Below are 24616 nucleotides of genomic sequence, written 5' to 3'. Positions count from 1 at the left end.
GCTAACAGTTGGCCTTTAGCTGGCTAATGGCTATTGAGCGTACAGCTACAAACTACAACGCCAAAAATTCTGAGCGCGTTCGCGCGTCGCTGCGAAAGTTGCCACCGAGCGCGGTGGTAGTGGTGTTGGAATTGACATCCATAATGCCACGGGATTTAACGCAGTAATGGGTGGCGGTGATGGTGACGGCGACATTATCGGTCCCCAGCAAGGTTTGCAGTGACACCAACACTTGTCGCGTTAAGCGTTCTTGTACCTGCGGACGCTGGGCAAAAAAGCGCACTATACGGTTTATTTTCGACAAGCCAATCACCTTCGATTTCGGTATGTAGGCAACTTTGGCATAGCCATCAATGGTGACAAAATGATGTTCACAGGTGCTGGTCAGGTTGATGTCATTGACGGTGATCATCTCCTCGACCCCCATCTTGTTGTCGATCACCGACATCTTCGGAAATTGCGCGTAATCGAGCCCCGCAAAGATCTCATCAACGTACATCTTGGCGATCCGATGCGGGGTGCGCTCTAGGCTGTCATCAGTACGGTCTAGGCCCAACACATCCATCATCTGCGCCATCAAGCCTTGGATCTGTTCGCGCTTTTGCGCTGCGGTTAGCCCGTTATCGATCATTGGGGTCTCAAGCCCCTGCGCCTCTAGGGCGGCTCGCACCAACTGCGCTTGTTCGGAAATCATCCGTAACTCCAAAAAGTTAAATCAATGTTGATTACGACAAGTGTAGAAGAACGGATCGTGACACAAATCAAAGCCGATAGAAAATGGTTGCCCTATTTTGACCCGCAGTTGTGGCGATAATTTGTGCCACTAAAGTCGCACTTCACCGCCAAGAATGGCGGCGGCTATTCTTAAACGACCGCTTTGATGGAGAGCAGCATGAGCATTGATTATCAGATCGTCTATCAACAACTGCTTGAGCAATTAGGCCAGCACGCCGTCAGTAACGATCCGGTGCGGCGCTTTGCCTGGTCAACCGACGGCAGCTATTTTCGCATCGTTCCTGAAATTGTTGTCACCGCCAACAGTCGCCACGAGGTCGAACAAACTCTGGCGGTGGCCCGCCAACACCAGGTACCGATTACCTTTCGCGCCGCTGGCACTTCGCTGTCGGGGCAAGCCTTAGGCGAAGGGATCTTGTTGCGTTTGGGCTACGACGGCTTTCGCAATATCGACATCAGTGATGACCAGCAACTGGTGTCGCTTGGAGCCGCCGTGATTGGCGCCGATGCCAATGCCAAACTGAAACCATTTAACCGTAAGATTGGCCCCGATCCCGCCACCCTCGCCTCGTGCATGGTTGGTGGCATCGTTAACAACAACGCCTCGGGGATGTGCTGTGGCACCCACGAAAATAGCTACAAAACCATTGAGAGTGCCAAATTACTGTTTGCCGATGGCACCTTTTTGGACACCGGTAACGAGGCATCAAAACAGGCATTTAGTCAGCGTCACCCAGAGTTGCTGCAACAACTGCACGATTTAGCCCACACAACTCAAAACAACCAACAACTGAGCCAACGCATTAAGCAAAAGTTTGCCATCAAAAATACCACTGGTTACAGCCTTAACGCCTTGGTCGATTATCACCAACCGTTTGATCTGATTAATCACTTGGTGGTTGGCTCTGAAGGCACCTTTGCTTTTGTCGAAGAGGTCACTTATCGCACCGTTGATGAGGCGCAGTTTAAGGCCTCGGCAATGGCGGTATTTTTCAATATGGTCGATGCCGCCAGCGCCATTCCGCCACTGAAAATCCCAGCGGTGGCGGCGGCAGAGCTGCTCGATTGGGCCTCAATCAAAGCCATCACCGGCAAAAAGGGGATGCCAGACTGGCTAGATAAATTGCCCGAGGGCGCCGCAATTTTGCTGATCGAGTGCCGGGCCAATGACCATGACACCCTAGAGCAATATACCCAGCAAGCGATCGATGCCATTGCCCATATTGATACCGAACGGCCGGTGGAATTCAGTGATGATCCAGCGGTGTATGGCACCTACTGGGCAATGCGCTCGGGGCTATTTCCAATCATCGGCGGTGAACGTCCCGCCGGTTCTTCGGTGATTATCGAAGATGTCGCCTTTCGGGTTGAGGATCTGGCCGCCGCCGCCGCCGATCTGACGGAGCTGTTTCACAAGCATAACTACCCAGAAGGGGTTATCTACGGCCATGCCCTTGATGGCAACTTCCACTTTATTATCACCCCGACCTTCCGCGGCCAGGCCGATGTCGATCAGTTCGACCGCTTTATGGCCGATGTCGCCACCTTGGTGATCGAAAAATACGACGGTTCGATGAAAGCCGAACACGGTACAGGCCGAGCGGTTGCCCCCTTTGTCGAGATGGAATGGGGCGCTGAAGCCTACGCCTTGATGAAACAGTTAAAGCAGCTGTTTGATCCGAGCGGATTGCTTAATCCCGGTGTGGTGCTAAACGACGATAAAGAGATACACATCAAGGCGATTAAGCAGGCGGCAGTCGTCGATGGCTACGTCGATCGCTGCATCGAATGTGGCTTCTGCGAGAAAACCTGCCCCACCAGCGAACTGAACATGACCCCGCGTCAGCGGATCACCACCTTGCGGGAGATCGCCCGTTTAGAAGAATCTGGCGACAGCGCCGCTGCAGCAAAGCTCAAACAGGATGCACAATATGACGTAATCGATACCTGCGTCGCCTGTCAGTTATGTCTGATCTCATGCCCGGTAGACAACAACATGGGGATGTTGGTGCGCAAACTGCGCGGGCCGCAGATCGACTCGACGGCGCAAAAGGTATTGGACTTCCAAGCCAACCATTTTGGTATGGTCAATCAGGCGCTCAGCAGCGGTTTCAATCTGCTGCATGGCATTCACAAACTCAGCGGCGATACCGTCACCCAAAAACTGATGGATGTCGGCCGCAAGATATCCACTGAAGTGCCCTACTGGGATCCAAGTTTTCCCAAGGGCAGCAATTTACCTAAACCCTCGGTTGTTTCATCCGACAAGCCGACGGTGGTCTACTTTGCCGCCTGTGGTGGTCGCACTTTTGGCCCAACCCCAAGCGATCCCGACGACACCACACTGCCCGATGTGATGGTAACCCTACTGGAACGCGCCGGTTACCAAGTGGTGATCCCCAACGATACTCGCGCCTTGTGTTGCGGCCAGATGTGGGAGTCCAAAGGCGATTACAAAAACGCCGATTTCAAACGTAATGAGTTGATCAGCGCACTGGCCGAGATGACCAACAACGGCGAATATCCAGTGATCATCGACGCCTTGTCTTGCACCAAGCGCACCCTGCAAGAAGCCGAGGTCAACTTTAAACTGATGGATGCGGTTGAGTTTATCCATGATCAAGTGATGCCGAAACTGCCAGCCAAGCGCCGTAAAAGCTCGGTTGCTCTGCACGTCGGCTGTAGCGCCAGCCACATGAATGCCGGTGGCATGATGACCGCCATCGTTAATCACTACAGCGATGAAATTGTTCGCCCCGAGGGCATCCATTGCTGCGGTTTTGCCGGAGAAAAAGGGCTGTACAAGCCAGAGATCAACGCCTCGGCGCTGCGCAATATCAAGGAGAAACTGCCCAGTGAAATTAGCGAAGGTTACTACGCCAACCGGATGTGTGAGATGGGGTTAACCCGCCACAGCGGGATCTCCTACCGCCATCTGGCTTATCTGGTTGAGGAGTGCACCCGCTAACGGCTGGACGCAGTGCCAATACCGCAGCAGCAACCCGTTTGCCGATGGGCAAGCGGCGTTGCTATTTGCTGTTGGTCACTGCGGCGTTAGCCAATGTTTACAGCGCTGCGGTGGCTTCAATCGGCGTTTACGCTTGTCGCTGGTCAAAGGCCCAACATAGGGTAAGGATCTATTCAATTTAGGGATCGCTGGCAAATGGACTCGCTTAACTACCTTTATGGCTTTGGCAATGAACATCAAACCGAAGCATTAACTGGAGCGCTGCCCATCGGCCAATTCAGCCCCCAGCGCTGCCCCTACAACCTGTATGCCGAACAGTTCAGTAGTACCGCTTTTACCGCCCCTCGGGCGACGAACCGCCGCAGTTGGACCTACCGCTTACGGCCATCGGTAGCGCAACTGGGCTTTCGTGCTTATCCACTGGAGGGGCTCAAAACCGCGCCGCTCAATCTTGTTACCCCACCGGATCCGATGCGCTGGGACCCGCTGCCATTGCCAAGCGAACCCACCGATTTTATCCATGGGATAACCACCATCGCCGTTAACGGTAACGCAGATGCACAACACGGCGTTGCCGTTCATCTGTATGTTGCCAATCAAAGCATGAACAGCCGGGTATTTAGCTGCGCCGATGGCGAGTTGCTGTTGGTGCCACAGCACGGTAGTCTGCATCTGGATACCGAATTTGGCCAACTGCAACTGGCACCCGGCGAGATCGCGGTGATCCCCCGCGGCGTTAAGTTTCGGGTACAACTGCTTGATGACAGTTCCCGCGGTTATCTGTGCGAGAACTATGGCGCCGCGCTTGAGTTACCCGAGCGTGGCCCAGTTGGCGCCAACGGCTACGCCAACGACCGCGATTTTCAATATCCGCAAGCGTGGTTTGAAGATAACGACACGCCGCATCAACTGATCACCAAATTCGCCGGTCATTGTTACTTAACCGAACTGCCATTCTCGCCATTTGATGTGGTCGCTTGGACTGGCAACAGCGCGCCCTACAAGTACGACTTAAGCCGCTTTAATGTGATCAATACCGTCAGTTTTGACCACCCCGACCCGTCAATTTTCACCGTACTAACGTCACCGTCCGATGGCGCCGGCTGGGCCAACTTGGATTTTGTGATCTTCCCACCGCGCTGGATGGTGGCAGAAAACACCTTCCGGCCACCGTGGTACCACCGCAACGTCATGAGCGAACTGATGGGTCTAATTGAGGGCCAATACGACGCCAAACAACATGGCTTTAGCCCGGGTGGTACCAGCTTGCATAACTGCATGACCCCGCATGGCCCCGAAGCCGAGGTATTTGCCAAAGCCAGCAACGACACATTAGCGCCGCAACGTTATCAAGACACCATGGCGTTTATGTTCGAGTCGCGCTATCGCTTCACCCCGACCGAATGGGCGATGCAAACCCCACTCAAGCAATCTGACTATGCCAACTGCTGGAACAACATCAGTAAGTTATTCGATCAAAACGATAAAATTTAAGCCATTGCTCTAGAACGTCGACGGTTGAGCGCCGAAAGTGGGTACTGCACCAACATTTTCACAGCAGGATCCCATTGCGCACGTAGTCGCACGTGATTGCATTTGCAAATTCAATGGGTTAAACAAATGTTAATCGTCTTTTACCTTGTTTAACTCATGAACGCACTGAAGTCCCTACTGCTGCTTACAGTTAGCCTCTCAGCCACGGCTTACGCTAGCGACTACCCTAATTTTTATAAGAATGTCGATAAACGCAGCAATTACAAAAACGCGCTGCAAAAAGACGACTGGTATATGCCTACCGCGCAGCAACGCGCCTTAGTCAAAGGGATCTTAAGTCACGACTTGATTGAATGGGGCTTGCAGTGGAAAGTGCAGCAGATCATTTACGATCCCAACTTCTATCAAGGGATCCGCTTACTAGGCGCAGAGACCGGATGCTTACTGTACCGCCACCTGCGTGGCTACTTGCAGCGGCCACGGTGTTTTGCCGAAGCTAACTCGGAACAAGCGGAAGCCAAACCGTTTGTCGCTCCGGCGAGCCAGTTTTACCAGCAACCATTGATCATCAACTCACCGGCCGAAGCCAGCGCTGATGATGACCTACGCTACGAATTTTGGGTGCCGGCCGGCATTGACTACGCGCCATCCCGCCACTATTACCCGATCCATCGCTTAGGCTTAGATGCCGGGGTATCCAGCCAAGACAACATGCTGATTACCGCCTTTGTCACGGTTTATCAAAATGACGATGGCCAGTGGCGCAAACTGAAACTGTCTAACTCGCCGATAACTCTGGTACTAAAATTGCCTACCGAGGCGCAAATTAAAGCCAAGAAAAATCCGCAACAGGCCTATCGCTACGCCGATCATCGGGTTCGAATTTTGGATTTTCGCGAATAGAAGTCACAGTTAATTTATTACAAAAGCGTAAAAAAGTTGATAACAACCACACAACAACAACCGCGCGCGAGAGCAATAACAACATCACAACGCCGGTGCAATATGATTAATCAAAGCCCACCACCGCGATGTATAAGATCATGGATGACTTGTTTGCCGCCATCGTTTGGTTTCCACCAATCTCACTACTGATCATTGCATTGCTACTGCCATTTTGGCGCCGTTTCAAAGCAAACCAAGAACGCAAACGCAGCAAGCGCGTCCAACGTGCCAATGCTCTATCTGGCCGTTAATTCTCCAGCGCCATTGAAATAGTTACTCGGCGCTTGGCAGCCCCGTTCGGACTCTGCGACAATCGCCGTTTTGCGCCGAAGTTCAATGCAGTTTTATCTGGTCCGCCATGGCCAAACCCAATGGAATCAGCAGGGGATCTTGCACGGTCAACTCGACAGCCCACTGACCCCGCAAGGACGAGCTCAAGCGCTCGCTCTGCATGGTCAGTTACCGGCACTTGAGGTTGATGCCATCTTCTGCAGTGATCTGCGCCGTTGCTATCAGTTTGCGCAATTGGCTTGCCCCAACCAAAACCTGATTCAATCGGCGCTGCTGCGTGAACGCCATTTCGGTCAATTGCAGGGGCAGATCCTAAGTCAACACCCGCTGTGGCAACAGGCCTATCAACAGCGATTTACTCAAGATCAACTGGCGATTAGCGGCAGTGAATCCGCCAGCGCCGTCAGCACTCGTATCGATCTTTGGCTTAATCAAGTGCAGCGTCTTGGTGCCGAGCGAGTGTTATTGTTCGGTCATGGCGAGTGGCTGCGCATATTGCAAAATCGCTTAAGCGGCGAGTTCCCGTGGTCAAACCGCTATCCACTGCCAGATAATGGCCGATTGTTTTCGCTACGGACCGATTAATGCTGTTTATTAATTCGCTGCTTGAACTGCTGCTGGCATTAACCCTTGGTCTTGGTCTGGATCTGCTCTTTGGCGAAGTCAAACGTTACCATCCGCTAGTGGCTTTTGGCCGTTATGCTCGCTCTATTGCCGCTTATTGTTACCGGCCGCGGCGTATCGCCGGGGGTATGGCAACCCTATTGGCCGTGATGCCAGCGGCGCTGTTCTGGTTTTGGCCGAGTCACTGGTTGGCGCAAGGGTTGGTGCTCTATGTGGTTATCGGCGGACGCAGTCTTGGCGAACATGGCCGGATGGTCAGCAGCGCCTTAGCCGCTGGCGATATTGCCGAGGCACGGCAAAAGGTCGGCTGGATTGTCAGTCGCGAAACCAGCCAAATGGATCAGCGCCAGATCGTCAGCGCCACGATAGAATCAATGCTAGAGAATGGCAACGACGCGGTCTTTGGCGCGCTGTTTTGGTTTATGGTTGGCGGTGCCCCGGCGGCAGTACTGTACCGCCTCACCGACACATTAGATTCAATGTGGGGCTACAAGAATGAACGTTTTCTTCAGTTTGGCTGGGCCGCGGCACGGCTGGATGATCTACTGAATCTTATCCCAGCACGGCTGTGCGCCTTAACCTACTGTGCTTTGGGTAACTTCAGCAGCGGCTGGCGTTGCTGGCAAACTCAAGCCAAACAGTGCGCCAGTCCCAATGGCGGGCCGGTGATGACCGCTGGCGCCGGTGCTTTAAACATTACCATCGGCGGCGATGCCATCTACCACGGTAAACTGGTCCGCAAGTCCACCATGGGCTGCGGCCACTACGCCAACACTGGCGATATTGAGCGGGCGATTAATCTGGTCAACCGTGGCCAACTGTTGTGGTTATTGCTGCTGCTCGCCGTTACCTCTTTGTTCTACTGGCTATACCCGATTACATGACCCAACTTCATCACGGCGGCCGCCTAAGACAGGCGGCTGCCCAGCATCACATTCCACTGGGCCAATGGCTCGATCTCTCCACTGGGGTTGCCCCATGGCATTACCCTGCCCCGGCCATTAAGCCGCAGTATTGGAACCGCTTACCAGAGCAACATGATGGCTTAGAACAAGCCGCCAAAGAATATTACGGTGGGGCGTTTGAGCCATTGGTGGTGGCCGGCTCACAAGCGGCCATTCAGATGCTGCCGCAACTGCTTGATGGCAAGGTGGTGGCATTACCATTGGTGGGTTACAAAGAACATCAAAAAGCTTGGCAACAGGCTGGCTGGCAGCTGCGATTTTATCAAGGTTCACCCAGCGATGAGCTGCTGGCGGAAGTCGATGTGCTGGTGCTGATCAACCCCAATAATCCCAACGGCCACCTACATCCGCGCCAGCGGGTTCAGCAATGGCATCAGCAGTTAGCACAACGTGGCGCCACCTTGGTGGTCGACGAAGCCTTTATGGATCTGTGGCCGCAACAGAGCATCACCAATTTCAGTGGCCAAGCTGGGCTGGTGGTGCTGCGCTCACTGGGTAAGTTTTTCGGCCTCGCTGGGGCTCGTGTCGGTTTTGTGTTTGCCTGGCCGCAGCTACTGGCAGCGCTTAACAATCAACTTGGCCCATGGTGTGTTGCCGGCCCTAGCCGAATTGTCGCCAAAGCCGCATTGCAAGATGAGCCATGGCAACAGCAACAGGCTGAGCGGATCGAAGCGATGGCGTTGGCAGTGATGAACGTGCTCAAGCCATTAGCTGGCGAACAAGTGGCGCGTGGGTTGTTTATTACCGTCAAACACCCCAATGCCCAGCAGTGGCATCACGCTTTGGCTACACAGGGAGTGTTAGTACGTCTGACCGACGAACAGGATGGTCTGCGCTTTGGCTTACCGGCCGACGAGGCGCAATTGCTGCGGTTGCAGCAGGCTTTAACGACGCTACGGTAACTGCCGCGATAAACACATTGTTGGCTACGGCAATAGCACCGTAGCCAACATCGTTATCTCAAGATCGAAGCAAGAATCACCAATCAACGCCCTTCTGGGCTTTAATCCCCGCTTCAAACGCGTGTTTGGTTGGCCGCACTTCGGAGACGGTATCGGCCAATTCAATAATGCGACGATGACAGGCACGGCCGGTGATCACCACATGTTGCTGCGGCGGTCGATTCTCAATGGCGGCAATTACCTCATCCAGATCCAGGTAGTCGTAACTGAGCATGTAAGTCAACTCATCCAGCAGGATCAGGTTGACACTGGGATCGCTAAAGGCCGGTTTAATCTCGTTCCAGACTCGCTGGGCGGCCTCGGTATCCGCTTGCCGGTCTTGGGTATTCCACGTAAAGCCGGTGCGCATCACCGCAAAGGGGACGCCCAGTTTTTCCAAGACGTTCCTCTCACCGCAATCCCACTGGCCTTTAATAAACTGCGCCACTTGGCAGTTAAGGCCGTGACCGACCGCGCGCAGCACCGTACCGAAGCCAGCGGTGGACTTACCTTTGCCGTTGCCGGTAAGCACCAGCAATAGCCCTTTGTCGGTATCAGCGGCGGCAACTTTGGCATCGACGGTTTGTTTTAGCTTTTGTTGGCGCTCTTTGTGGCGTTGTTCATTACGCTCTGTCATGGTCATCCTTGTAAATTCAGTGTCGCCAGCAATAGCACCGGCGTCTGTAGTTCCAGCACCTGTTGAGTGGCTCCCAGAGTATCACCGGTATAGCCCTGAATATGGCGGCGCATTAACCGCACCAGCCACCACAGTGCCAACAGCCACCCTCCCAGTACCGTGATGGCTGCCGTCAGTGACTGCCATTGTGCCAGCAAAATCAACAACATCAACGCCGGAGCAAGCAGCACCGCAAGGTGCCATCGATCCAGCCGCTGATCCTTTTGCGGCGTCTTAGAGTTGCCGTCAATGCGGGCATAAGGCAACCACAGCGGCAACAATCCCGCCAGCGACCGGCTGCCGCAGTGACTGAGCAATAACGTCAGTGGCACCAGAGCTGGCGGCAATCCGGTTAAAGTAATAATCGGCAGCCCCAGCGCCACAATCAATGCGATGACCCCGTAGCTGCCGATGGCAGAATCTTTCATGATCTCCAGTTTGCGCTCGGCCGTCCAACCGCCCCAAAATCCATCACAGAGATCCGCCAGCCCATCCTGATGCAGCGCCCCGGTAAGCATGATGCTGACGACAATCGTCAGCCCAGCAGCGACACTTTGCGGCAGTAGCAGCGCGGCCACACTAAAGATCATCGCCGCAATCGCCCCGATAACCACGCCGATCCAGCTAAACCAGCGACTGGCGCGGCCAACATCGGCGCCCGTCAGCCAAGGCTCAGGCACCGGGATTCGGGTCAGAAATGCCAACGCCAACGCCCATTCACTGCGCAGTTGGCGCCACCGCTGTTTCGCCGTTAACGGCTTAGCCATTAGCGGCCACCAAGCGCGCAATCAACTTATCCAAGTCGATATGTTGCTCAATGGTTTGCGCCAGCCGATCCAGTCCTTGTTGTTGCAAAGCGCGCAGATCCACCGCCGCCGCATCGGTTTGGCCTGCCCACTGCAGCAATAGATCCGCCGCTTCAGGTAAATCAAACAAGCCGTGCAGATAAGTGCCGAGCACCTGATTGTCAGCGCTGATGGCACCATCCGCTTGGCCATTAAAGCGAAACGGTTGCGGGCCGCTCACGTCGCTAACTCCGGCGTGGATTTCATAGCCACTAATGGCCACCGTTTGTCCACATAATGCCAAGCTGCCACTACTCTGTCTTAGCTGTTTTTGCGGCTTTAGCACCGTAGTCAGCGGCAGAAACCCAAGGCCTTCGGAACTGCCTGGCTCGCCTTCAATGCCATCGGGATCGCTGATGGTTTGCCCCAGCATCTGTAACCCACCACAGATCCCGAGCACCTTGCCACCGTAACGCAGATGCTTAGCAATTTGCTGATCCCAGCCCTCGACTCGCAGCGCCGCCAGATCAGCCCGCACGCTTTTAGAGCCGGGAATGATGATCAGATCCGCCGCCGGCAACGGCTGACCTGGCCGGACAAACTGCAGATCTACCTTAGGATTAAGCCGCAGCGCATCGAAATCGGTGTGATTGCTGATCCGTGGCAGCCCCGGCACCACCACCTTAAACTGCTGGCCCACCGCGGTTTGGCTGGTTTCAATGGCGTCTTCCGCTTCGATATACAGCCCCTTCAGATAGGGCAACACCCCCAGCACCGGCACCCCAGTTTGCTGCTCTAACCATTCAAGGCCGCTGTCCAGTAACTTCGGATCGCCACGGAAGCGGTTAATCACAAAGCCTTTAACCCGTGCCTGTTCGCTTGGCGACAACAGCTTCAAGGTGCCGTACAGATGGGCAAACACACCGCCGCGATCGATATCGGCGACGATGATCACCGGGCAATCCGCCGCTTCGGCAAAGCCCATATTGGCGATATCTCGATCCCGCAGATTGATCTCCGCTGGACTGCCCGCCCCTTCAATCAGCCGGACATCGGCGATCTGGTGCAGTTGCTGGTAGCTTTCTAGCACTTTGGCCAGCAATTTCGGTTTGTGTTGGTGATACTCCTGCGCCTGCATATTGGTCAGGGCTTGGCCTTGCACTATCACCTGCGCACCAACATCGCTGTTGGGTTTTAGCAGCACCGGATTCATGTGCACCGTCGGGGCGATGCCACAAGCCACCGCTTGCGCCGCCTGAGCGCGGCCAATCTCGCCACCATCAGCGGTTACGGCACTATTCAGCGCCATATTCTGTGGCTTAAACGGCGCGACCTTATGGCCGCGACGCACCAAGGCTCGGCACAATCCCGCCACCAAGGTGCTTTTGCCGGCATCGCTGGTGGTGCCTTGCACCATCAAATCAAATCGTTTCATCGAACTCGCCATGGAGATAGTGTTCGGTCGCTGCATCCAGCGCCGTCATAATTTGTGAGTCGCTGCAGCCCAAATGCTGGCTTAGCCACAGCATCGCTCCGAGGCCGCAGCCTTCAACCACTTGCCCCTGCTCGTAACGGTGCAAGGCGTTGTGGCGCGACTGATAAAAATCGACTGTGGGCAGTTGCACCTTGCAATCGAATGCGAGCGCAAACTGTTGCTGCACTTGAGGGCTGCGCCACAGCCACTGAGTGGTCGCGAACTGAGTTGGGCAGCGGCCGGTTTGCGGCTGACACGCTAGCAGTGGCGCTAACAACATGATGCCGCCGGCCAATATCGGCAATGGCCGCACACTGGGCCAATGCGTTAACAGATGGCACAGCGCCCACTGCAGCGGATCATGGGCGTCTGGCTCGGTTAACATCCGCGCCAACTCAAAGCCCGCGCTCAAATGCTGTTTATCAAGCTCGGCTAACCGCCGTTGCCGACTGACCAACTTCTGCGACTGTAGGGTCGAGCTCGGCAGTTGCAGCGACGTGCCGGCCAGACCACTGAGCCACAAACTGGCCATGATCGTGCCGCCGACGCCGCATTCGGCCAACAGGCAATAGTCGGCTTGCTGTTGCAACAAGCAGTCAAGTAACTGTTGTGAAAGCGCCGCGGTATCGGCCTGCTCGCCGCCATAATGGCTTATCAGCCATGGAACCGGTTGATTAGTGGTTTTTGGTAGCGGCACGCCAAAGTTAAAACTGCGAAATTCCAGCTCGATGCCATGGCGATGCAATAGCCGAAACAGCCCATGCACCAACACCGCTGGCGAAACAGCGCCGTTACTAAGCAGACCATGCTCGCCACTTAGGGTCAGCGGCCGACCATAGAGGATAATTTCACTGTCTCGTGCCGGGGTTAACCGCATCAACCCCGCCCCAAGGCCGGCATCGGAGAGTCGATGCAAGTCATCAAGTGGCGCTATGGTGTTGATGATATTGAAGCAAACTTTAGTCATCGCGGCCGCCGCTTGGCGTCGGCAGCAGTGCCAACAACTGCGGCCACAGCGTGCCGTCATCATCACGAAACAAGCTAAGCTGCAGCTGACTGGCGTAGCCCAGTTCCAGCCGCGACAGATGGGCGTTGCCATCAGTTTGGCCAAACAGCCATGCCATCACCACCCGCAGCACGCCACCATGACAGATCACCAACACGCGCTCGGCGCTGTGCTCCGCTAATTCGGTCAGCGCCGCCACCACCCGCTGTTGCAGTGCCAACGTCGACTCGCCATTGGGTGGCGTATTGGTAAACGGGTTGTGCCAATAGCTGGCAAAATCGCCGTGCTGACCCTGCCATAACTCGGTAAGAGGCATTCCATCCCAGTCGCCGAAATCCAGCTCAGCAAAACGCGGCTCGGTGTGCACTAACAGTTGCTGCTTGGCGGCATAAACCTCAGCAAATTGCTGACAACGCTGACGCGGTGAACTGACCAGCAGATCAAAACGTTGACCCACCAATGCCTGTTGGCACTGACTAAAGCCCAACTCGGTCAACGCCGGATCGGCACGCCCCAGCAACAACTGACTGTGGTACGGCTGGCCATGACGCAACAGCGTGATAACGGTTTGGCGGCTCATCGTTGATCAGATCCGGCTTTCAATTCGGTGGCAAAGCCGCCAACGCACCAATGCACCTGATCGGCTAGCGCCGCAATCGCTTGATGCAGTTCGCCGGCGGCGACCACAAAGGCTTGGCTTAACGGGTCATCTGGGATCAGGCTGTGACCCACTTCGGTTGTCACCAACAACACCGAAGCAGGCGTTACCGCCAACGCGGTTAACAGCCGCTGTTGCTCCAGCGCCAGATCGGCATCCGCCAGTAGCTGATTGGTTAGCCACAAGGTCAGGCAATCAACCAAAATCACAGCGTTGGCATTGGCCTCGGTAAGCAGTTGTGCCAACGCAAGTGGCTCCTCAACACAGCGCCAAGTTAGCGGCCGCCGCTGTTGGTGCAGGGCGATCCGCGCCGCCATACTGCGGCTGGGGGTGGCGGTGGCCACATACACCACCTTCATTCCCTGCTGCTCAGCCTCAATTGCCGCCGCCTCCGCCAGCGCCGACTTGCCACTGCGGGCGCCGCCCAAATACAGCGCTAGCACGCCGGCGTCCTTGGCGGCCACTGCCCTTTCAACGCAAGAGGTTGGCCAGCAATGGTCATCAGCACGTTATCGCAGCACTGCCCCAGCGCTTGCAGCAGCCAGCCGTTTTCATCAACGAAACGGCGGTTGTCCTCGCCCAGCGGCACCACCCCTTGCCCTAGCTCATTGCCAATCAGCACCACTTCGCCCTGTCGCGGTTGTTGCAACAGCGTCACCAGCTCGGCTTTGCCTTGAGGATAATCGCCAGCAAACAGTTCATTGCACAGCCATAGGGTTAAGCAATCGACTAACAGCAATCGCTGGTGCTGATCGTGCTCGGCCAGCACCTTGGCTAACTCTCGGGCCGTTTCGACGGTCAGCCAATCCTGCGGCCGCTGCCGTTGGTGATGAGCGATCCGCTCTGCCATCGAGCCTTGACCGTGATGATTTTCGGCGGTGGCGATCACCACCACTTGGCCACCGGTTTGTTGTTGCCAAGCCAAGGCGTATTGCTGCGCCAAACGGCTTTTGCCAGAGCGAGCGCCGCCGATGATTAAGGTTTTGCTCACAAGTTGCCTCGACGTTTGAGTAAAAACAGTAAAAAGAACAGGCTGCCAAGCAGCGCAGTGATCACCCCCACCGGCAACTCTTGGTTTGGCAGCAAACGTCGCGCTAACAGATCCACCCACACCATCAGCAGTGCCCCAACCATGGCGGTGATCAACACGTGACGAACGCCACCGCTGCCAACCAGCATCCGCACAATATGCGGCACCATTAGGCCGACAAAACCGATGCCGCCACAATTGGCCACCAAAATGGCGGTCATCATCGCGGTTAATAGCAGCATCGCCAGTCGCAACGATTGCACCGCTACCCCTTGGGTATGCGCACTTTCATCACCCGCCATCAGCGCCAGCAGCGGCCGCTGTTGCTGACAGATCACCACTAGCGTCAACAGCAACATCAACGCCGGAGCCGTCAATGCCGACCAATCAGCACGGGCAAAACTGCCCAAGGTCCAAAACAGCACCGCCTGCACGGCGCGGGGATCGGAGAAATACAGCAGCAAATTGGATAGCGAACCAAGCAAGAATGACACCGCCACCCCAGCCAAAATCAAGCGTTCCACCTGACCATCGCGCGCCATGATCATCACAACCGCGACCGCCACCAACGCCCCAGCAAAAGCGGTAAACGGCAGCGCCAAGGCGCCAAAGCCAACGGTGATGGCCACCACCGCGCCCAAAGAGGCACCGGAGGAGATCCCGAACAGGTAAGGATCGGCCAAAGGATTGCGAGTCACGCTTTGCAGCACCAATCCGCTAAGCGCCAAACCGGCACCGCAGATCATCGCCATTAACACCCGCGGCGTCCGCAGTTCGATAACAATCCGCTCACCGACGTTTTGCGGTTCATGGCCACTGAGCAGATTCAGCAGCGCTTGCACTACGGTATTCAGCTCCAATGACGCACTACCACTGGCGATTGCCAACAGCGGCGACAGCAACAGCAGCGGCAGCAAGCCAATTAACAAACCGGTTTGATTAACGCGCATCGGCGTGACCCTGATAACTGAACGACACTCGCGGATGGCAACCGAGCGGATGGTTATCCACTTGGGTGTTGATGCCATACACCTTGGCGATGTTGGCCTCGGTCAGCACCTGCTCTGGGGTTCCAGCGGCAACGGTTTTGCCGTTATCCAACAGCAACAACTGATCGCAAAATGCCGCCGCCAAGTTGAGATCGTGAATGGTACAGATCACCGTGATCCCAAGCTGCTTTATCAGTTGCAGCACCTCAATTTGATAGCGCACATCCAAATGGTTAGTGGGTTCATCCAGCAACAACAGCCGTGGCCGTTGTAACAGCGCCCGGGCAATCATCACTCGTTGCTGCTCACCGCCGGACAGATGCTCAAAGCGTTGCTCGGCAAAGTCAGCCAAGCCCACACGAGCCAGCACCTCGGCGATGGCGATACGGTCAGCGCTGGGATCGGCCCATTGCCACAGCAACTTTTGCGCCAGTAAACCGGTGCTTAACACCTGCTCTACCGTCAGCGCAAAACCATCGGGCGCATGTTGCAACACCACCGCCACTTCGCGGGCAAACTGGCGTTGGCTCAGGCTTGTGCTTTGCCGTTGGTCGAGCAAAATTTGCCCATGACTTGGGGTGAGATAGCGGTACAAACAGCGCAATAAGGTGGATTTGCCGGCGCCATTTGGCCCGAGAATGCCGACCATGCTGCCCGCCGCGGCACTGAAGCTAACGTTATCGACAATAGCCCGGCCTTCACAGTGCCAGCTCAGCTCATGGACGGTGATCGCAGTCGCGGTGTTGGGGATGGTCATTCGGGATCGGTTAGCTCGGTTTATTGCCATTGGTCGGTGAACACAGCTCTGCGTGGCGAGTCGCTCAAGCCAGCGTGAGTTATGGCTGCGACGATACCACCCTTTGCATAAAATCTCAGTGCTTGCGTCGGTTACGGCGGTTATTCGCTGATAATCACAGCACTGGGCATTAGCCAGATGGCTGTAACTCAGGCCACTGGCAATGACGCAGCCGTTCAATAAACCACTGTGCTGCTTTGCCTAACGGTTCATTACGCCAAGCGATATAGAGGGTATTGTCCGGTCGTGGCACCGCGCACGGCCGTGCCACCAAACGTCCCGACTGCAGATAAGGTTTGGCAATATGCTCCGGCAGAAAACCGATCCCAAGCCCCATGGCCTGGCACTCGGCTTTAGTGGCCATGGATTCGACCCGCAATGTCTGCCGACTGACAAACAGGCCACTGTCACGACGCGGTAACCCTTGCGAACTGTCGGCCACCACCACCGCCGGATAATGGCGCAGATCAGTGGCTTCAATGTGGCTCTTGGTTGCCAGCGGGTGATCCGCAGCCACCACAAACTGATAACGCAGCTGACCAATCGGATGGGTGTGAAACAACCCCTTTGGCAATTCCCCGGAAACGCCAATAGCGATGTCGGTCCGGCGACTGTGCAAGGCATCCCAACCGCCGCCAAGCACTTCGCTACTGAGATCAATATCAACCGGTTGTGCAAGCTCGGCAAATTGCGCCAATAAGTGCAGCAACGGTTGACTGTCGATGACCGTATCGCGGGCGATCCGCAATTGCCGCTCCCAGCCACTCTCTAACTGCTGCAGATCATCCTGCAATCGCTCAGCCGCCAGTAGGATCTCCCGTCCTTGTTCAAGTACCAATTGCCCAGCATCGGTTAACACCGCCCGTTGTTTGCTGCGATCAAACAAACTGAGACCAAGTTGCTGTTCAAGGGTTTTGATGGTGTAGGTCAATGCCGATGGCACTTTATGCAAACTTTTGGCGGCAGCGGCAAAGCTGCCACAACGAGCAATCGCATCCAGCGCAGTAAGCGCTTCAAAACTGATCGGTTGAGTCACGACAACCACCTAATTCAAATTGTTTGAATATTGCCCTCAAAATGTTCCGATTTTGTTGCCGCAAAGGCAACCCTACACTGACAGTTAACCGTTACCCAGTCATAGGCACAAAGATGATCACCATTCACCCGGCCGCCGCTCGTGGCCGCGCCCAACTCAACTGGCTCGATAGCCGCCACAGTTTTTCATTTGGTTACTACTATGATCCCACGCGCATGGGGTGCTCGGCGCTGCGGGTATTAAACGACGACATCATCGCCGCGGGTACCGGCTTCGAGCCCCATGGCCATCGAGATATGGAGATCATCAGCTACGTTCGCGCCGGTCAGATCGTCCATCGCGACAACCAAGGTCACCAACAAACCATCACTGCCGGCGAATTTCAGTTGATGTCAGCAGCACAAGGCATTGAGCACAGTGAATTTAATGGCTCGGACAGCGAACCCGCGCAGATCCTGCAGATTTGGATAAAACCGAACCAATTGGGCGGCCAACCACACTATCAACAACGGCATTTCGGCCAGCAACAAGGACTAACCACCATTGCCAGTGGCGATGGCCAACAAGGCAGTTTCACCATCAAACAAGACGCCAAGCTGCAGCAGTTACATCTCGCACCGAACACCGCGATTAGCGTAACGCTGGCTGCCGAGCGGCAACTGTATCTGCATCAAGTCGATGGCGAGCTCATCGTTAGCGTTCCGGATGGCCTTCACTACCTAAGTGATGGCGATGGCGCTCAGATCAGCGAAGAGGCTGAAATCACCTTAAGCAACCACGGTTCGCAGCCGGTTATGGCGCTGCTGTTCGAACTGGCCAACGACTAACCTCAGACAATTCAAACTAACCGCATCATAAGGAGAATGAACATGGGATTATTAATTGACGGCCAATGGCACGATAAGTGGTATGACACCAGCAATACTCAAGGCCAGTTCCAACGGGAAGCGGCGCAATTGCGTAACTGGATCACCGCCGATGGCAGTGCCGGACCAAGCGGTGATGGCGGCTTTCATCCGGAATCTGGCCGCTACCACCTGTATGTCTCGCTGGCCTGTCCGTGGGCGCACCGCACGTTAATTTTCCGCCAATTGAAAGGCCTGGAAAGTCACATTGGCGTGTCAATCGTTAGCCCCGATATGCTCGAACATGGTTGGAGTTTCGATAAAGCGCAGCACAGCAGTGGCGATCCGCTCTATCAAAGCGAGTTTTTGCATCAGCTCTATAGCCGCAGCAACCCCAACTACAGCGGCCGAGTCACCGTGCCGGTGTTGTGGGATAAGCAACAACAGCGGATCGTCAGCAATGAATCGGCGGAGATCATCCGCATGTTTAATTCGGCGTTTAACTCGCTAACCGGTAACCAGCTGGACTTTTATCCGGCGGCGCTGCGCAGTGAAATTGATCAGCTTAACGACTTCGTCTACCACAACATCAATAACGGCGTTTACAAAGCCGGTTTTGCCACCAGCGAAGGCGCTTATCATCAAGCCTTTGAACAGTTGTTTAGCGCCTTAGATCAGCTGGAAACTCGATTAGCGAAGCAACGCTATCTGGTTGGCGATCAGCTTACCGAAGCCGATTGGCGCCTGTTCACCACCTTGATTCGATTTGATTCGGTGTACGTTGGCCATTTCAAATGCAATCTGCGCCAGATTGAACAATACCCCAACTTGGCTGGTTATCTGCGTGAGTTATATCAATACCCAGGGATCGCCGGCACCGTTGATTTTTACCATATCAAGCGCCACTACTATTTTAGCCACACCATGATTAATCCAACTCAGGTGGTGCCGCTAGGACCAGAAATTGATTATCTCAGCGCTCATGGTCGCGACCGATTAGGCCGCTAACTGGCGAAATCGATAGCGGTGCAATCACACGCGACATTGATAACGCGACATTATGAAAATCATTAGCAAAGGTCATTTCTTCCCAGTTGCCGCCATCACTACACTTAAGGCAATTTTGCATAACCAACTTGGTGTACCCCATGGATTTGAAACTTAACGATAAAAAAGTACTGGTTACCGGCTCGACCTCTGGCATCGGCAAAGCAATCGCTGCCGCTTACCTGAAAGAGGGTGCAGTGGTTTACATCAATGGCCGCAGTCAGGAACGTTGTGACGCCATCGCCGCCGAGTTAACGCAGCAGTTTGATGCTGCGGATCGCGTTAAAACCGCCGCCGCCGATCTGGCCGATGGCGTGGCGGCTGATGCACTGGTTGCCAAGTTACAAGCCGAGGGTGGCATCGACATTCTGATCAACAACACCGGCATCTTTGAGGTGAAGCCGTTTGAGCAGATCACCGATGCCGAGTGGATGGACTACTTCAACGTCAACATCATGAGCGCCGTACGTCTGTCCCGTGCGCTGCTGCCAACCATGCTGGAAAACGACTTCGGCCGCATCGTCAACATCTCCTCTGAGTGTGCGATTAAGCCGCTGGGTCAGATGGTTCACTACAGCGTCACCAAAACCGCGCTGCTGAGTCTGTCGCGCGCGCTCTCTGAACTAACCAAAGGCAAGAACGTAACGGTTAACTCAGTACTGCCAGGGCCAACCTGGACCGAAGGGGTTGAAAACTACTTCGACACCCTGTCAGTTAAAGAAGGCAAACCGGCCCAGACTCTGATCGACAACTACTTTGCCGAGCACGAGCCAACCTCGCTGCTGCAACGCTTTGTCTCTGTTGAGGAAGTGGCCGAGGCGACCGTATACCTGACCAGCAACCGTGCCATGAACGGCCAATCGCTGCGAGTGGAAGGCGGCATCATCCGCGCTCTGTAATCGCCAAAGCCATTACCACGGCAGCGAGCAATCGCTGCCGTTTTTGTTTGCGCCGTTCGCGATTCCTATTCGTGGCTGTGATACAGTCTCGCCCCAAATTTTCCATCGCACTAACGCCACCGCCGTCAGTGCCAGCAGTTGGAGCCAAACCATGGCCGTTGAACATGTAGTGGTTGTTGATGAACTTGGACAAGTTCTTGGCACGCAAGAGAAGATGGCCGCCCACCGCAGCGGCGTGCTGCACCGCGCCTTCTCTATCTTTGTGTTTAACTCCCGTGGCCAACTGATGCTGCAACAGCGGGCGCTGCACAAGTACCATTCCGGCGGGCTGTGGACCAACACCTGCTGTAGCCACCCCCGCCTGCATGAAACCTTTAAGCAAGGCGCCGTGCGTCGACTGCAAGAGGAGATGGGCTTGGAATGTGAACTGACCGAGGTGTTCCAGTTTACCTACCGCGCTGAACTGGATCAGGGGATGATCGAACATGAATTTGATCAGGTGCTGTTTGGCATTACCGATCAGCTACCAAAGCTCAACCCCGAAGAAGCCGCCAGCTTCCGCTTTATCAGCTTGGATGAACTGGATCAGCAGATGGCGCAGCAACCACAACAGTTCACCGCCTGGTTTCAAATTGCCTACCAACAGGTACGCCAGCACTGGTTGGCAATGACTGTCGCAGCCTGATCACCAACACCGATGATCATTGCAGTTTTTCACGACAGCAATGTCAGATCGCAAAATCAAATCCATTTGCGAACGGCATTTCATAATCGACTGGCGAATGTATCGGTTTAGTTAATCAACTGCGGTTGCTTTGCTATTAACCAGTTGCTGCTAACACCTTTTAAAACGCTTGCGCAAGCGTTTACATGCAGCGACGACTCAAAACTGATAACGGATTAACAATCTTGGACATTTGTCCTTAACCAAGTCGACACCTCGAAGTAGACTGCCGCCCCAAATTGCAACTGGCAAACTCCCCTTCGAGGAACACCCATTAATGAATGTGCTCGTAATTGACGGCCATCCGGATCTGACTAAGTCCACTGCTAACGCGGCGATTTGCCAACGTTTACAACAACACACTGACTGGCAGATCAATCATCTGGGCAGCGGTGCCTTCGATGTAGAGCAGCAGCAACAAGCGCTGCTGGCTGCCGATCTAGTGGTAGTGCAGTTCCCGCTGTACTGGAGCGCTTTCCCGTGCAACCTCAAGCGCTGGGTCGATGAGGTCTTTACCTACGGCTTTGCCTTTGGCCCACAGGGCAGCAAATTGGCGGACAAGAAGTTGATCTTCTCGGTAACCGCTGGCGCTAAAGGCCATTCATACAGCTATGACGGCTTTAACCTGATGCCATTTGCCGAATACCAAAAGTCTTTCGAGCACGCCTTTCGGGCGGCACAGATGCACATTTTGCCGACCCACATCACTTTTGAGATGAACGCTAACCCGAATGAGGGGGGCGATCTTCAAAACTGCCTGCAACTGGCAGAAATCCACGCGCAACAGTTGATCGAACAGGTCAACGGTTCTTTGTAAACACCCACAGGAAATTCTGATGTTTCAATCACTACTGGGCATTATTGTCCTGCTAGCCGTAGGCTACGCCTGCTCTGAAAACCGCAAAGCCATTCAATGGCGTGCCGTTGGTGGCGCTTTCGTCATCATTCTGGCCGTTGCTGGTTTCGTACTGGCCACCGACATCGGTGCTGGGGTTCTGCTGGCTATCTCCAACACCGTTGGTCAAGTATTTGCCTACGGTTCTGAAGGCATCAAATTCGCATTCGGTAGCTTGGTAAACTTCTCCGTTGAAGGCGTAGGCTTCATTTGGGCACTGCAAGTTCTGCCACAGATCATCTTCACCGCATCTCTGACTGCGCTGCTGTACTACCTGGGTATCATGCAGTGGTTCGTTAAGATCATCGGTGGTGGTCTGCAAAAGCTGCTGGGCACCTCTCGCGCCGAATCCATGAGCGCTGCCGGTAACATTGTACTGGGTCAAACCGAAGCTCCGCTGCTGGTTAAGCCTTACCACCCAGTGCTGACTCGTTCACAGCTGTTCGCGGTAATGGTTGGCGGCATGGCCTCCATCGCCGGTTCCATCCTGGCGGGTCTGGCTGGCATGGGCATTGATCTGAACTACCTGATCATGGCGTGTTTTATGTCTGCGCCAGCGGGTCTGCTGTTCGCTAAGCTGATGCTGCCAGAAACCGAAGAAACCATCGACGAAGTACCAGAACTGGAAGGCGACGAGAAGCCAACCAGCTTCGTCGACGCGATTGCCAAAGGCGCAATCTTGGGTATGAAGATTGCTGCAATCGTTGGTGCGGTAGTAATGGCAAGTATCGGTCTGATCGCTATGCTGAACGGCATGCTGGGCGGCATCGGTAACCTGGTTGGTTTTGAAAACCTGACCATCGACACCATTCTGGGCACCCTGTTCTACCCTGTTGCGTGGTTGATCGGTGTATCCGCTGATGAAGCGATGGCAGCCGGTTCTTTCCTGGGTCAGAAAATTGCCCTGAACGAATTCGTAGCATTCGCTAGCATGAACGCCATCGAACTGTCTGATCGCACCACTAGCATCATGACCATCGCCCTGTGTGGCTTCGCTAACATCGGTTCTGTAGCGATGGTAGTAGGTGCAATGAGCCAGATGATCCCGACCAAAGCGGGCGTTATCGCTGGCCTGGGTATGAAAGTACTGCTGGCAGCGACTCTGGCTAACCTGATGAGCGCAGCGGTTGTTGGCTTGTTCGTGTAAGCGAACCGAATAATCATCCGGCAACAAAGCCTGCTCAATTGAGCAGGCTTTTTAGTGAGAACAATAATGACCCTACAACCTCATATTTTGGTTAGTGCCGACCAGGTTAGTGACAAAGTCGTAGTTTGCGGTGAACCAGCTCGCGTTGATCGTATTGCCACCCTATTGGCCGATGTTGAGTTCCTTGCAGAAAATCGTGAATTTCGACTGCTTCGCGGCCACTTTAACGGCCACAACATTACCGTTTGCAGCACCGGCATTGGTGCACCATCGGCGCTAATCGCACTCGAAGAACTGGTGGCTTGCGGTGCCAAGCAACTGGTTCGAGTTGGCTCTGCCGGCGCTCTGCAGCAGCACATTGATCTGGGCGATCTGGTGATTGCCGAGGCGGCGGTACGTGACGAGGGCGGTTCCCACGCCTACGTTGGCGGCAACTACCCGGCCTACGGCGATATCGGTTTAACCGCTAAATTGATTCAGCACTGTCAGCAACAGCAGCTGCCATACCACAGCGGCGTAGTGCGTTCTCACGACAGTTTCTATCGTGATGACGAACTGGCGATCTGTGAGCAGTGGCACCGCAAAGGGGTGCTGGCGGCAGATATGGAAACCGCGGCGCTAATGACCGTTGGCCGCTTGCGTGGAGTGCAAGTGGCAGCGATTTTGGCCAACGTGGTGCGTTATCAAGCCGACGTAAAGGCCGGCGTGGCTGAATACGTTAATGCCGATCAACTGTTGGCGACGGCAGAACAAAACGCCATCAAAGCAGCACTGTCTGCGTTAACCGCATAACTTCGGTTCGAATACTGGTTAAAACGGTCGCAGTTGCGACCGTTTTTTGTTGCACATCATAGTCACAAGCGTTGCTTACGAGTAAGGTGATGGCATTGTTAATGGTTCACCTTGTTGCATGCGTCTAACCCCCTACCCTGATACCCGCTTTAGCGAGCACCTACAAAAACTCTATCCAGCCCTGCGCAGTGCCATCGAAGCCTGCGTTGTGCAAAGCAAAACCGTCAAACGGGGTGAGCCCTTATTGGAGCAAGGCCAGCGTGTCAGCCAATTGGTGCTGGTCAGCCAAGGCAAAGTATCGCTGCATACCAGCACCATTAATGGCCGCCGCTTCTTTCTAGGCGAAGTACGTTGCAACGACGATCTGTTTGGTGAAATTGAGTTTTTGACGGCCGATCCTTGTCAGTGGAGTGTGATAGCCGCAACGGAAGCGGAGATCCGCATTATCGATGCCAATAAGTTGCAGCAACAGTTGATGCAACAGCCAATGCTGTCGCTGTTTTTCTCCGCCGGCTTAGCGGTTGATTACCATGAATCACTGGCGATCTACACCAGCCGCTTACTGCACCCTATCGCCTACAACATCGCCTTTGATCTGTGGCAGCGCCACCACAATCCTGGCAATCTGGAAGCCTGCAACAACCTAGAGCAAGAAGCCGAGCGCTTTGGTACTTCCGCAAGAGCCTACCGGCGCGCGCTAAAAACCTTAACCGATGAAGGCATAGTGGAAAAATCCGGCCGCACCCTGACGGTGCCATGCTGGCAGAAACTGCAGCAATACCTGTCCCGCGCGGATGTGGATTAAGTTTCATTGCCCATTCAGCAGATACTAAAAAGGCGCTCTTATGAGCGCC

The 24616-nt window shown here is 54.8% G+C and carries 25 protein-coding genes; 14 read left to right on the top strand and 11 right to left on the bottom strand.

All coding sequences use genetic code 11. The features are described 5' to 3' along the window. Positions 1–52 precede the first annotated feature (52 nt). A complete protein-coding gene (gene folE, locus G506_RS0101650; RefSeq protein ID WP_028115362.1) occupies positions 53–694 on the bottom strand; it encodes a GTP cyclohydrolase I FolE in 642 nt (213 codons plus the stop codon). A 198-nt stretch (positions 695–892) separates the two neighbouring features. Between folE and G506_RS0101645 the strand changes: the two genes are divergently transcribed. From G506_RS0101645 to cobD, 6 genes are all read left to right on the top strand, one after another. Then, entirely contained in the window at positions 893–3703 is a 2811-nt protein-coding gene (locus tag G506_RS0101645; protein WP_028115361.1) for an FAD-binding and (Fe-S)-binding domain-containing protein, read from the top strand. 195 nt (positions 3704–3898) lie between these two features. Next, complete coding sequence (gene hmgA / locus G506_RS0101640) at positions 3899–5197, top strand: homogentisate 1,2-dioxygenase (RefSeq protein ID WP_028115360.1); 1299 nt, start codon at positions 3899–3901, stop codon at positions 5195–5197. Between the two features lie 156 nt (positions 5198–5353). After that, the gene (locus tag G506_RS0101635) at positions 5354–6100 is read left to right on the top strand and encodes a hypothetical protein (RefSeq protein WP_028115359.1); all 747 of its coding nucleotides are present in this window, start codon (positions 5354–5356) and stop codon (positions 6098–6100) included. Positions 6101–6478: 378 nt separating this feature from the next. Continuing rightward, positions 6479–7018 carry a histidine phosphatase family protein gene (locus tag G506_RS0101625; protein WP_028115358.1) on the top strand — a complete coding sequence of 180 codons (540 nt, stop codon included), beginning with the start codon at positions 6479–6481 and terminating at the stop codon, positions 7016–7018. Next, positions 7018–7941 carry an adenosylcobinamide-phosphate synthase CbiB gene (cbiB, locus tag G506_RS0101620; protein ID WP_035386885.1) on the top strand — a complete coding sequence of 308 codons (924 nt, stop codon included), beginning with the start codon at positions 7018–7020 and terminating at the stop codon, positions 7939–7941. The genes G506_RS0101625 and cbiB overlap by 1 nt, the downstream gene beginning before the upstream one ends. After that, positions 7938–8924 carry a threonine-phosphate decarboxylase CobD gene (gene cobD / locus G506_RS0101615; protein ID WP_035386884.1) on the top strand — a complete coding sequence of 329 codons (987 nt, stop codon included), beginning with the start codon at positions 7938–7940 and terminating at the stop codon, positions 8922–8924. The genes cbiB and cobD overlap by 4 nt, the downstream gene beginning before the upstream one ends. Before the next feature lie 76 nt (positions 8925–9000). On the opposite strand, the gene cobO is transcribed toward cobD, so the two are convergent. The 10 genes from cobO to G506_RS0101565 all read right to left on the bottom strand — a co-directional run bounded on the left by cobO (position 9001) and on the right by G506_RS0101565 (position 17413). Beyond that, positions 9001–9600 carry a cob(I)yrinic acid a,c-diamide adenosyltransferase gene (gene cobO, locus G506_RS0101610; protein WP_205619447.1) on the bottom strand — a complete coding sequence of 200 codons (600 nt, stop codon included), beginning with the start codon at positions 9598–9600 and terminating at the stop codon, positions 9001–9003. A gap of 2 nt (positions 9601–9602) precedes the next feature. Further along, positions 9603–10406 carry an adenosylcobinamide-GDP ribazoletransferase gene (gene cobS, locus G506_RS0101605; protein ID WP_035386883.1) on the bottom strand — a complete coding sequence of 268 codons (804 nt, stop codon included), beginning with the start codon at positions 10404–10406 and terminating at the stop codon, positions 9603–9605. Then, the gene (locus G506_RS0101600) at positions 10399–11859 is read right to left on the bottom strand and encodes a cobyric acid synthase (RefSeq protein ID WP_028115353.1); all 1461 of its coding nucleotides are present in this window, start codon (positions 11857–11859) and stop codon (positions 10399–10401) included. Before G506_RS0101600 ends, cobS begins: the two co-directional genes overlap by 8 nt. Further along, entirely contained in the window at positions 11846–12865 is a 1020-nt protein-coding gene (locus G506_RS0101595) for a nicotinate-nucleotide--dimethylbenzimidazole phosphoribosyltransferase family protein (protein WP_028115352.1), read from the bottom strand. The genes G506_RS0101600 and G506_RS0101595 overlap by 14 nt, the downstream gene beginning before the upstream one ends. Then, positions 12858–13484 (bottom strand): histidine phosphatase family protein, encoded by a 627-nt coding sequence (locus G506_RS0101590; RefSeq protein ID WP_028115351.1) that lies wholly within the window; start codon positions 13482–13484, stop codon positions 12858–12860. Before G506_RS0101590 ends, G506_RS0101595 begins: the two co-directional genes overlap by 8 nt. Next, positions 13481–14005, bottom strand: a complete 525-nt coding sequence (gene cobU / locus G506_RS0101585; protein WP_028115350.1) for a bifunctional adenosylcobinamide kinase/adenosylcobinamide-phosphate guanylyltransferase — start codon at positions 14003–14005, stop codon at positions 13481–13483. The genes G506_RS0101590 and cobU overlap by 4 nt, the downstream gene beginning before the upstream one ends. Continuing rightward, positions 13999–14553 (bottom strand): bifunctional adenosylcobinamide kinase/adenosylcobinamide-phosphate guanylyltransferase, encoded by a 555-nt coding sequence (locus G506_RS0101580; protein ID WP_028115349.1) that lies wholly within the window; start codon positions 14551–14553, stop codon positions 13999–14001. Before G506_RS0101580 ends, cobU begins: the two co-directional genes overlap by 7 nt. Next, entirely contained in the window at positions 14550–15542 is a 993-nt protein-coding gene (locus tag G506_RS0101575; protein ID WP_028115348.1) for a FecCD family ABC transporter permease, read from the bottom strand. The genes G506_RS0101580 and G506_RS0101575 overlap by 4 nt, the downstream gene beginning before the upstream one ends. After that, positions 15532–16338, bottom strand: a complete 807-nt coding sequence (locus G506_RS18430) for an ABC transporter ATP-binding protein (protein ID WP_051201808.1) — start codon at positions 16336–16338, stop codon at positions 15532–15534. The genes G506_RS0101575 and G506_RS18430 overlap by 11 nt, the downstream gene beginning before the upstream one ends. Before the next feature lie 169 nt (positions 16339–16507). Next, a complete protein-coding gene (locus G506_RS0101565; RefSeq protein ID WP_028115347.1) occupies positions 16508–17413 on the bottom strand; it encodes a LysR family transcriptional regulator in 906 nt (301 codons plus the stop codon). 113 nt (positions 17414–17526) lie between these two features. Between G506_RS0101565 and G506_RS0101560 the strand changes: the two genes are divergently transcribed. From G506_RS0101560 to G506_RS0101525, 8 genes are all read left to right on the top strand, one after another. Beyond that, complete coding sequence (locus G506_RS0101560; RefSeq protein ID WP_028115346.1) at positions 17527–18240, top strand: pirin family protein; 714 nt, start codon at positions 17527–17529, stop codon at positions 18238–18240. A 42-nt stretch (positions 18241–18282) separates the two neighbouring features. Further along, positions 18283–19266 carry a glutathione S-transferase family protein gene (locus tag G506_RS0101555; protein WP_028115345.1) on the top strand — a complete coding sequence of 328 codons (984 nt, stop codon included), beginning with the start codon at positions 18283–18285 and terminating at the stop codon, positions 19264–19266. A gap of 140 nt (positions 19267–19406) precedes the next feature. Next, the gene (locus G506_RS0101550; protein WP_028115344.1) at positions 19407–20204 is read left to right on the top strand and encodes an SDR family NAD(P)-dependent oxidoreductase; all 798 of its coding nucleotides are present in this window, start codon (positions 19407–19409) and stop codon (positions 20202–20204) included. Positions 20205–20355: 151 nt separating this feature from the next. Further along, positions 20356–20889, top strand: a complete 534-nt coding sequence (gene idi, locus G506_RS0101545; protein WP_028115343.1) for an isopentenyl-diphosphate Delta-isomerase — start codon at positions 20356–20358, stop codon at positions 20887–20889. A gap of 316 nt (positions 20890–21205) precedes the next feature. Then, on the top strand, positions 21206–21745 hold the full coding sequence (locus G506_RS0101540) for an NAD(P)H-dependent oxidoreductase (protein WP_028115342.1): 540 nt from the start codon (positions 21206–21208) through the stop codon (positions 21743–21745). A 19-nt stretch (positions 21746–21764) separates the two neighbouring features. Then, positions 21765–22970, top strand: a complete 1206-nt coding sequence (locus G506_RS0101535; protein WP_028115341.1) for a NupC/NupG family nucleoside CNT transporter — start codon at positions 21765–21767, stop codon at positions 22968–22970. Between the two features lie 66 nt (positions 22971–23036). Further along, entirely contained in the window at positions 23037–23762 is a 726-nt protein-coding gene (locus tag G506_RS0101530; protein ID WP_028115340.1) for a nucleoside phosphorylase, read from the top strand. Positions 23763–23880: 118 nt separating this feature from the next. Then, the gene (locus G506_RS0101525; RefSeq protein ID WP_028115339.1) at positions 23881–24567 is read left to right on the top strand and encodes a Crp/Fnr family transcriptional regulator; all 687 of its coding nucleotides are present in this window, start codon (positions 23881–23883) and stop codon (positions 24565–24567) included. Positions 24568–24616 lie beyond the last annotated feature (49 nt).

The sequence above is a fragment of the Ferrimonas senticii DSM 18821 genome (genome assembly GCF_000422665.1).
In the GTDB taxonomy this organism is placed as follows: Bacteria; Pseudomonadota; Gammaproteobacteria; order Enterobacterales; family Shewanellaceae; genus Ferrimonas; species Ferrimonas senticii.
Note: the sequence above shows the minus strand (reverse complement) of the source record. Positions and strands in the feature narration are given on the sequence as shown.

Bases quoted from the DNA above. Each gene is read 5' to 3' on its own strand.
- folE (WP_028115362.1), bottom strand. From the start codon at position 694: ATGATTTCCGAACAAGCGCAGTTGGTGCGAGCCGCCCTAGAGGCGCAG.
- G506_RS0101645 (WP_028115361.1), top strand. From the start codon at position 893: ATGAGCATTGATTATCAGATCGTCTATCAACAACTGCTTGAGCAATTA.
- hmgA (WP_028115360.1), top strand. From the start codon at position 3,899: ATGGACTCGCTTAACTACCTTTATGGCTTTGGCAATGAACATCAAACC.
- G506_RS0101635 (WP_028115359.1), top strand. From the start codon at position 5,354: ATGAACGCACTGAAGTCCCTACTGCTGCTTACAGTTAGCCTCTCAGCC.
- G506_RS0101625 (WP_028115358.1), top strand. From the start codon at position 6,479: ATGCAGTTTTATCTGGTCCGCCATGGCCAAACCCAATGGAATCAGCAG.
- cbiB (WP_035386885.1), top strand. From the start codon at position 7,018: ATGCTGTTTATTAATTCGCTGCTTGAACTGCTGCTGGCATTAACCCTT.
- cobD (WP_035386884.1), top strand. From the start codon at position 7,938: ATGACCCAACTTCATCACGGCGGCCGCCTAAGACAGGCGGCTGCCCAG.
- cobO (WP_205619447.1), bottom strand. From the start codon at position 9,600: ATGACAGAGCGTAATGAACAACGCCACAAAGAGCGCCAACAAAAGCTA.
- cobS (WP_035386883.1), bottom strand. From the start codon at position 10,406: ATGGCTAAGCCGTTAACGGCGAAACAGCGGTGGCGCCAACTGCGCAGT.
- G506_RS0101600 (WP_028115353.1), bottom strand. From the start codon at position 11,859: ATGAAACGATTTGATTTGATGGTGCAAGGCACCACCAGCGATGCCGGC.
- G506_RS0101595 (WP_028115352.1), bottom strand. From the start codon at position 12,865: ATGACTAAAGTTTGCTTCAATATCATCAACACCATAGCGCCACTTGAT.
- G506_RS0101590 (WP_028115351.1), bottom strand. From the start codon at position 13,484: ATGAGCCGCCAAACCGTTATCACGCTGTTGCGTCATGGCCAGCCGTAC.
- G506_RS0101575 (WP_028115348.1), bottom strand. From the start codon at position 15,542: ATGCGCGTTAATCAAACCGGTTTGTTAATTGGCTTGCTGCCGCTGCTG.
- G506_RS18430 (WP_051201808.1), bottom strand. From the start codon at position 16,338: ATGACCATCCCCAACACCGCGACTGCGATCACCGTCCATGAGCTGAGC.
- G506_RS0101560 (WP_028115346.1), top strand. From the start codon at position 17,527: ATGATCACCATTCACCCGGCCGCCGCTCGTGGCCGCGCCCAACTCAAC.
- G506_RS0101555 (WP_028115345.1), top strand. From the start codon at position 18,283: ATGGGATTATTAATTGACGGCCAATGGCACGATAAGTGGTATGACACC.
- G506_RS0101550 (WP_028115344.1), top strand. From the start codon at position 19,407: ATGGATTTGAAACTTAACGATAAAAAAGTACTGGTTACCGGCTCGACC.
- idi (WP_028115343.1), top strand. From the start codon at position 20,356: ATGGCCGTTGAACATGTAGTGGTTGTTGATGAACTTGGACAAGTTCTT.
- G506_RS0101540 (WP_028115342.1), top strand. From the start codon at position 21,206: ATGAATGTGCTCGTAATTGACGGCCATCCGGATCTGACTAAGTCCACT.
- G506_RS0101535 (WP_028115341.1), top strand. From the start codon at position 21,765: ATGTTTCAATCACTACTGGGCATTATTGTCCTGCTAGCCGTAGGCTAC.
- G506_RS0101530 (WP_028115340.1), top strand. From the start codon at position 23,037: ATGACCCTACAACCTCATATTTTGGTTAGTGCCGACCAGGTTAGTGAC.
- G506_RS0101525 (WP_028115339.1), top strand. From the start codon at position 23,881: ATGCGTCTAACCCCCTACCCTGATACCCGCTTTAGCGAGCACCTACAA.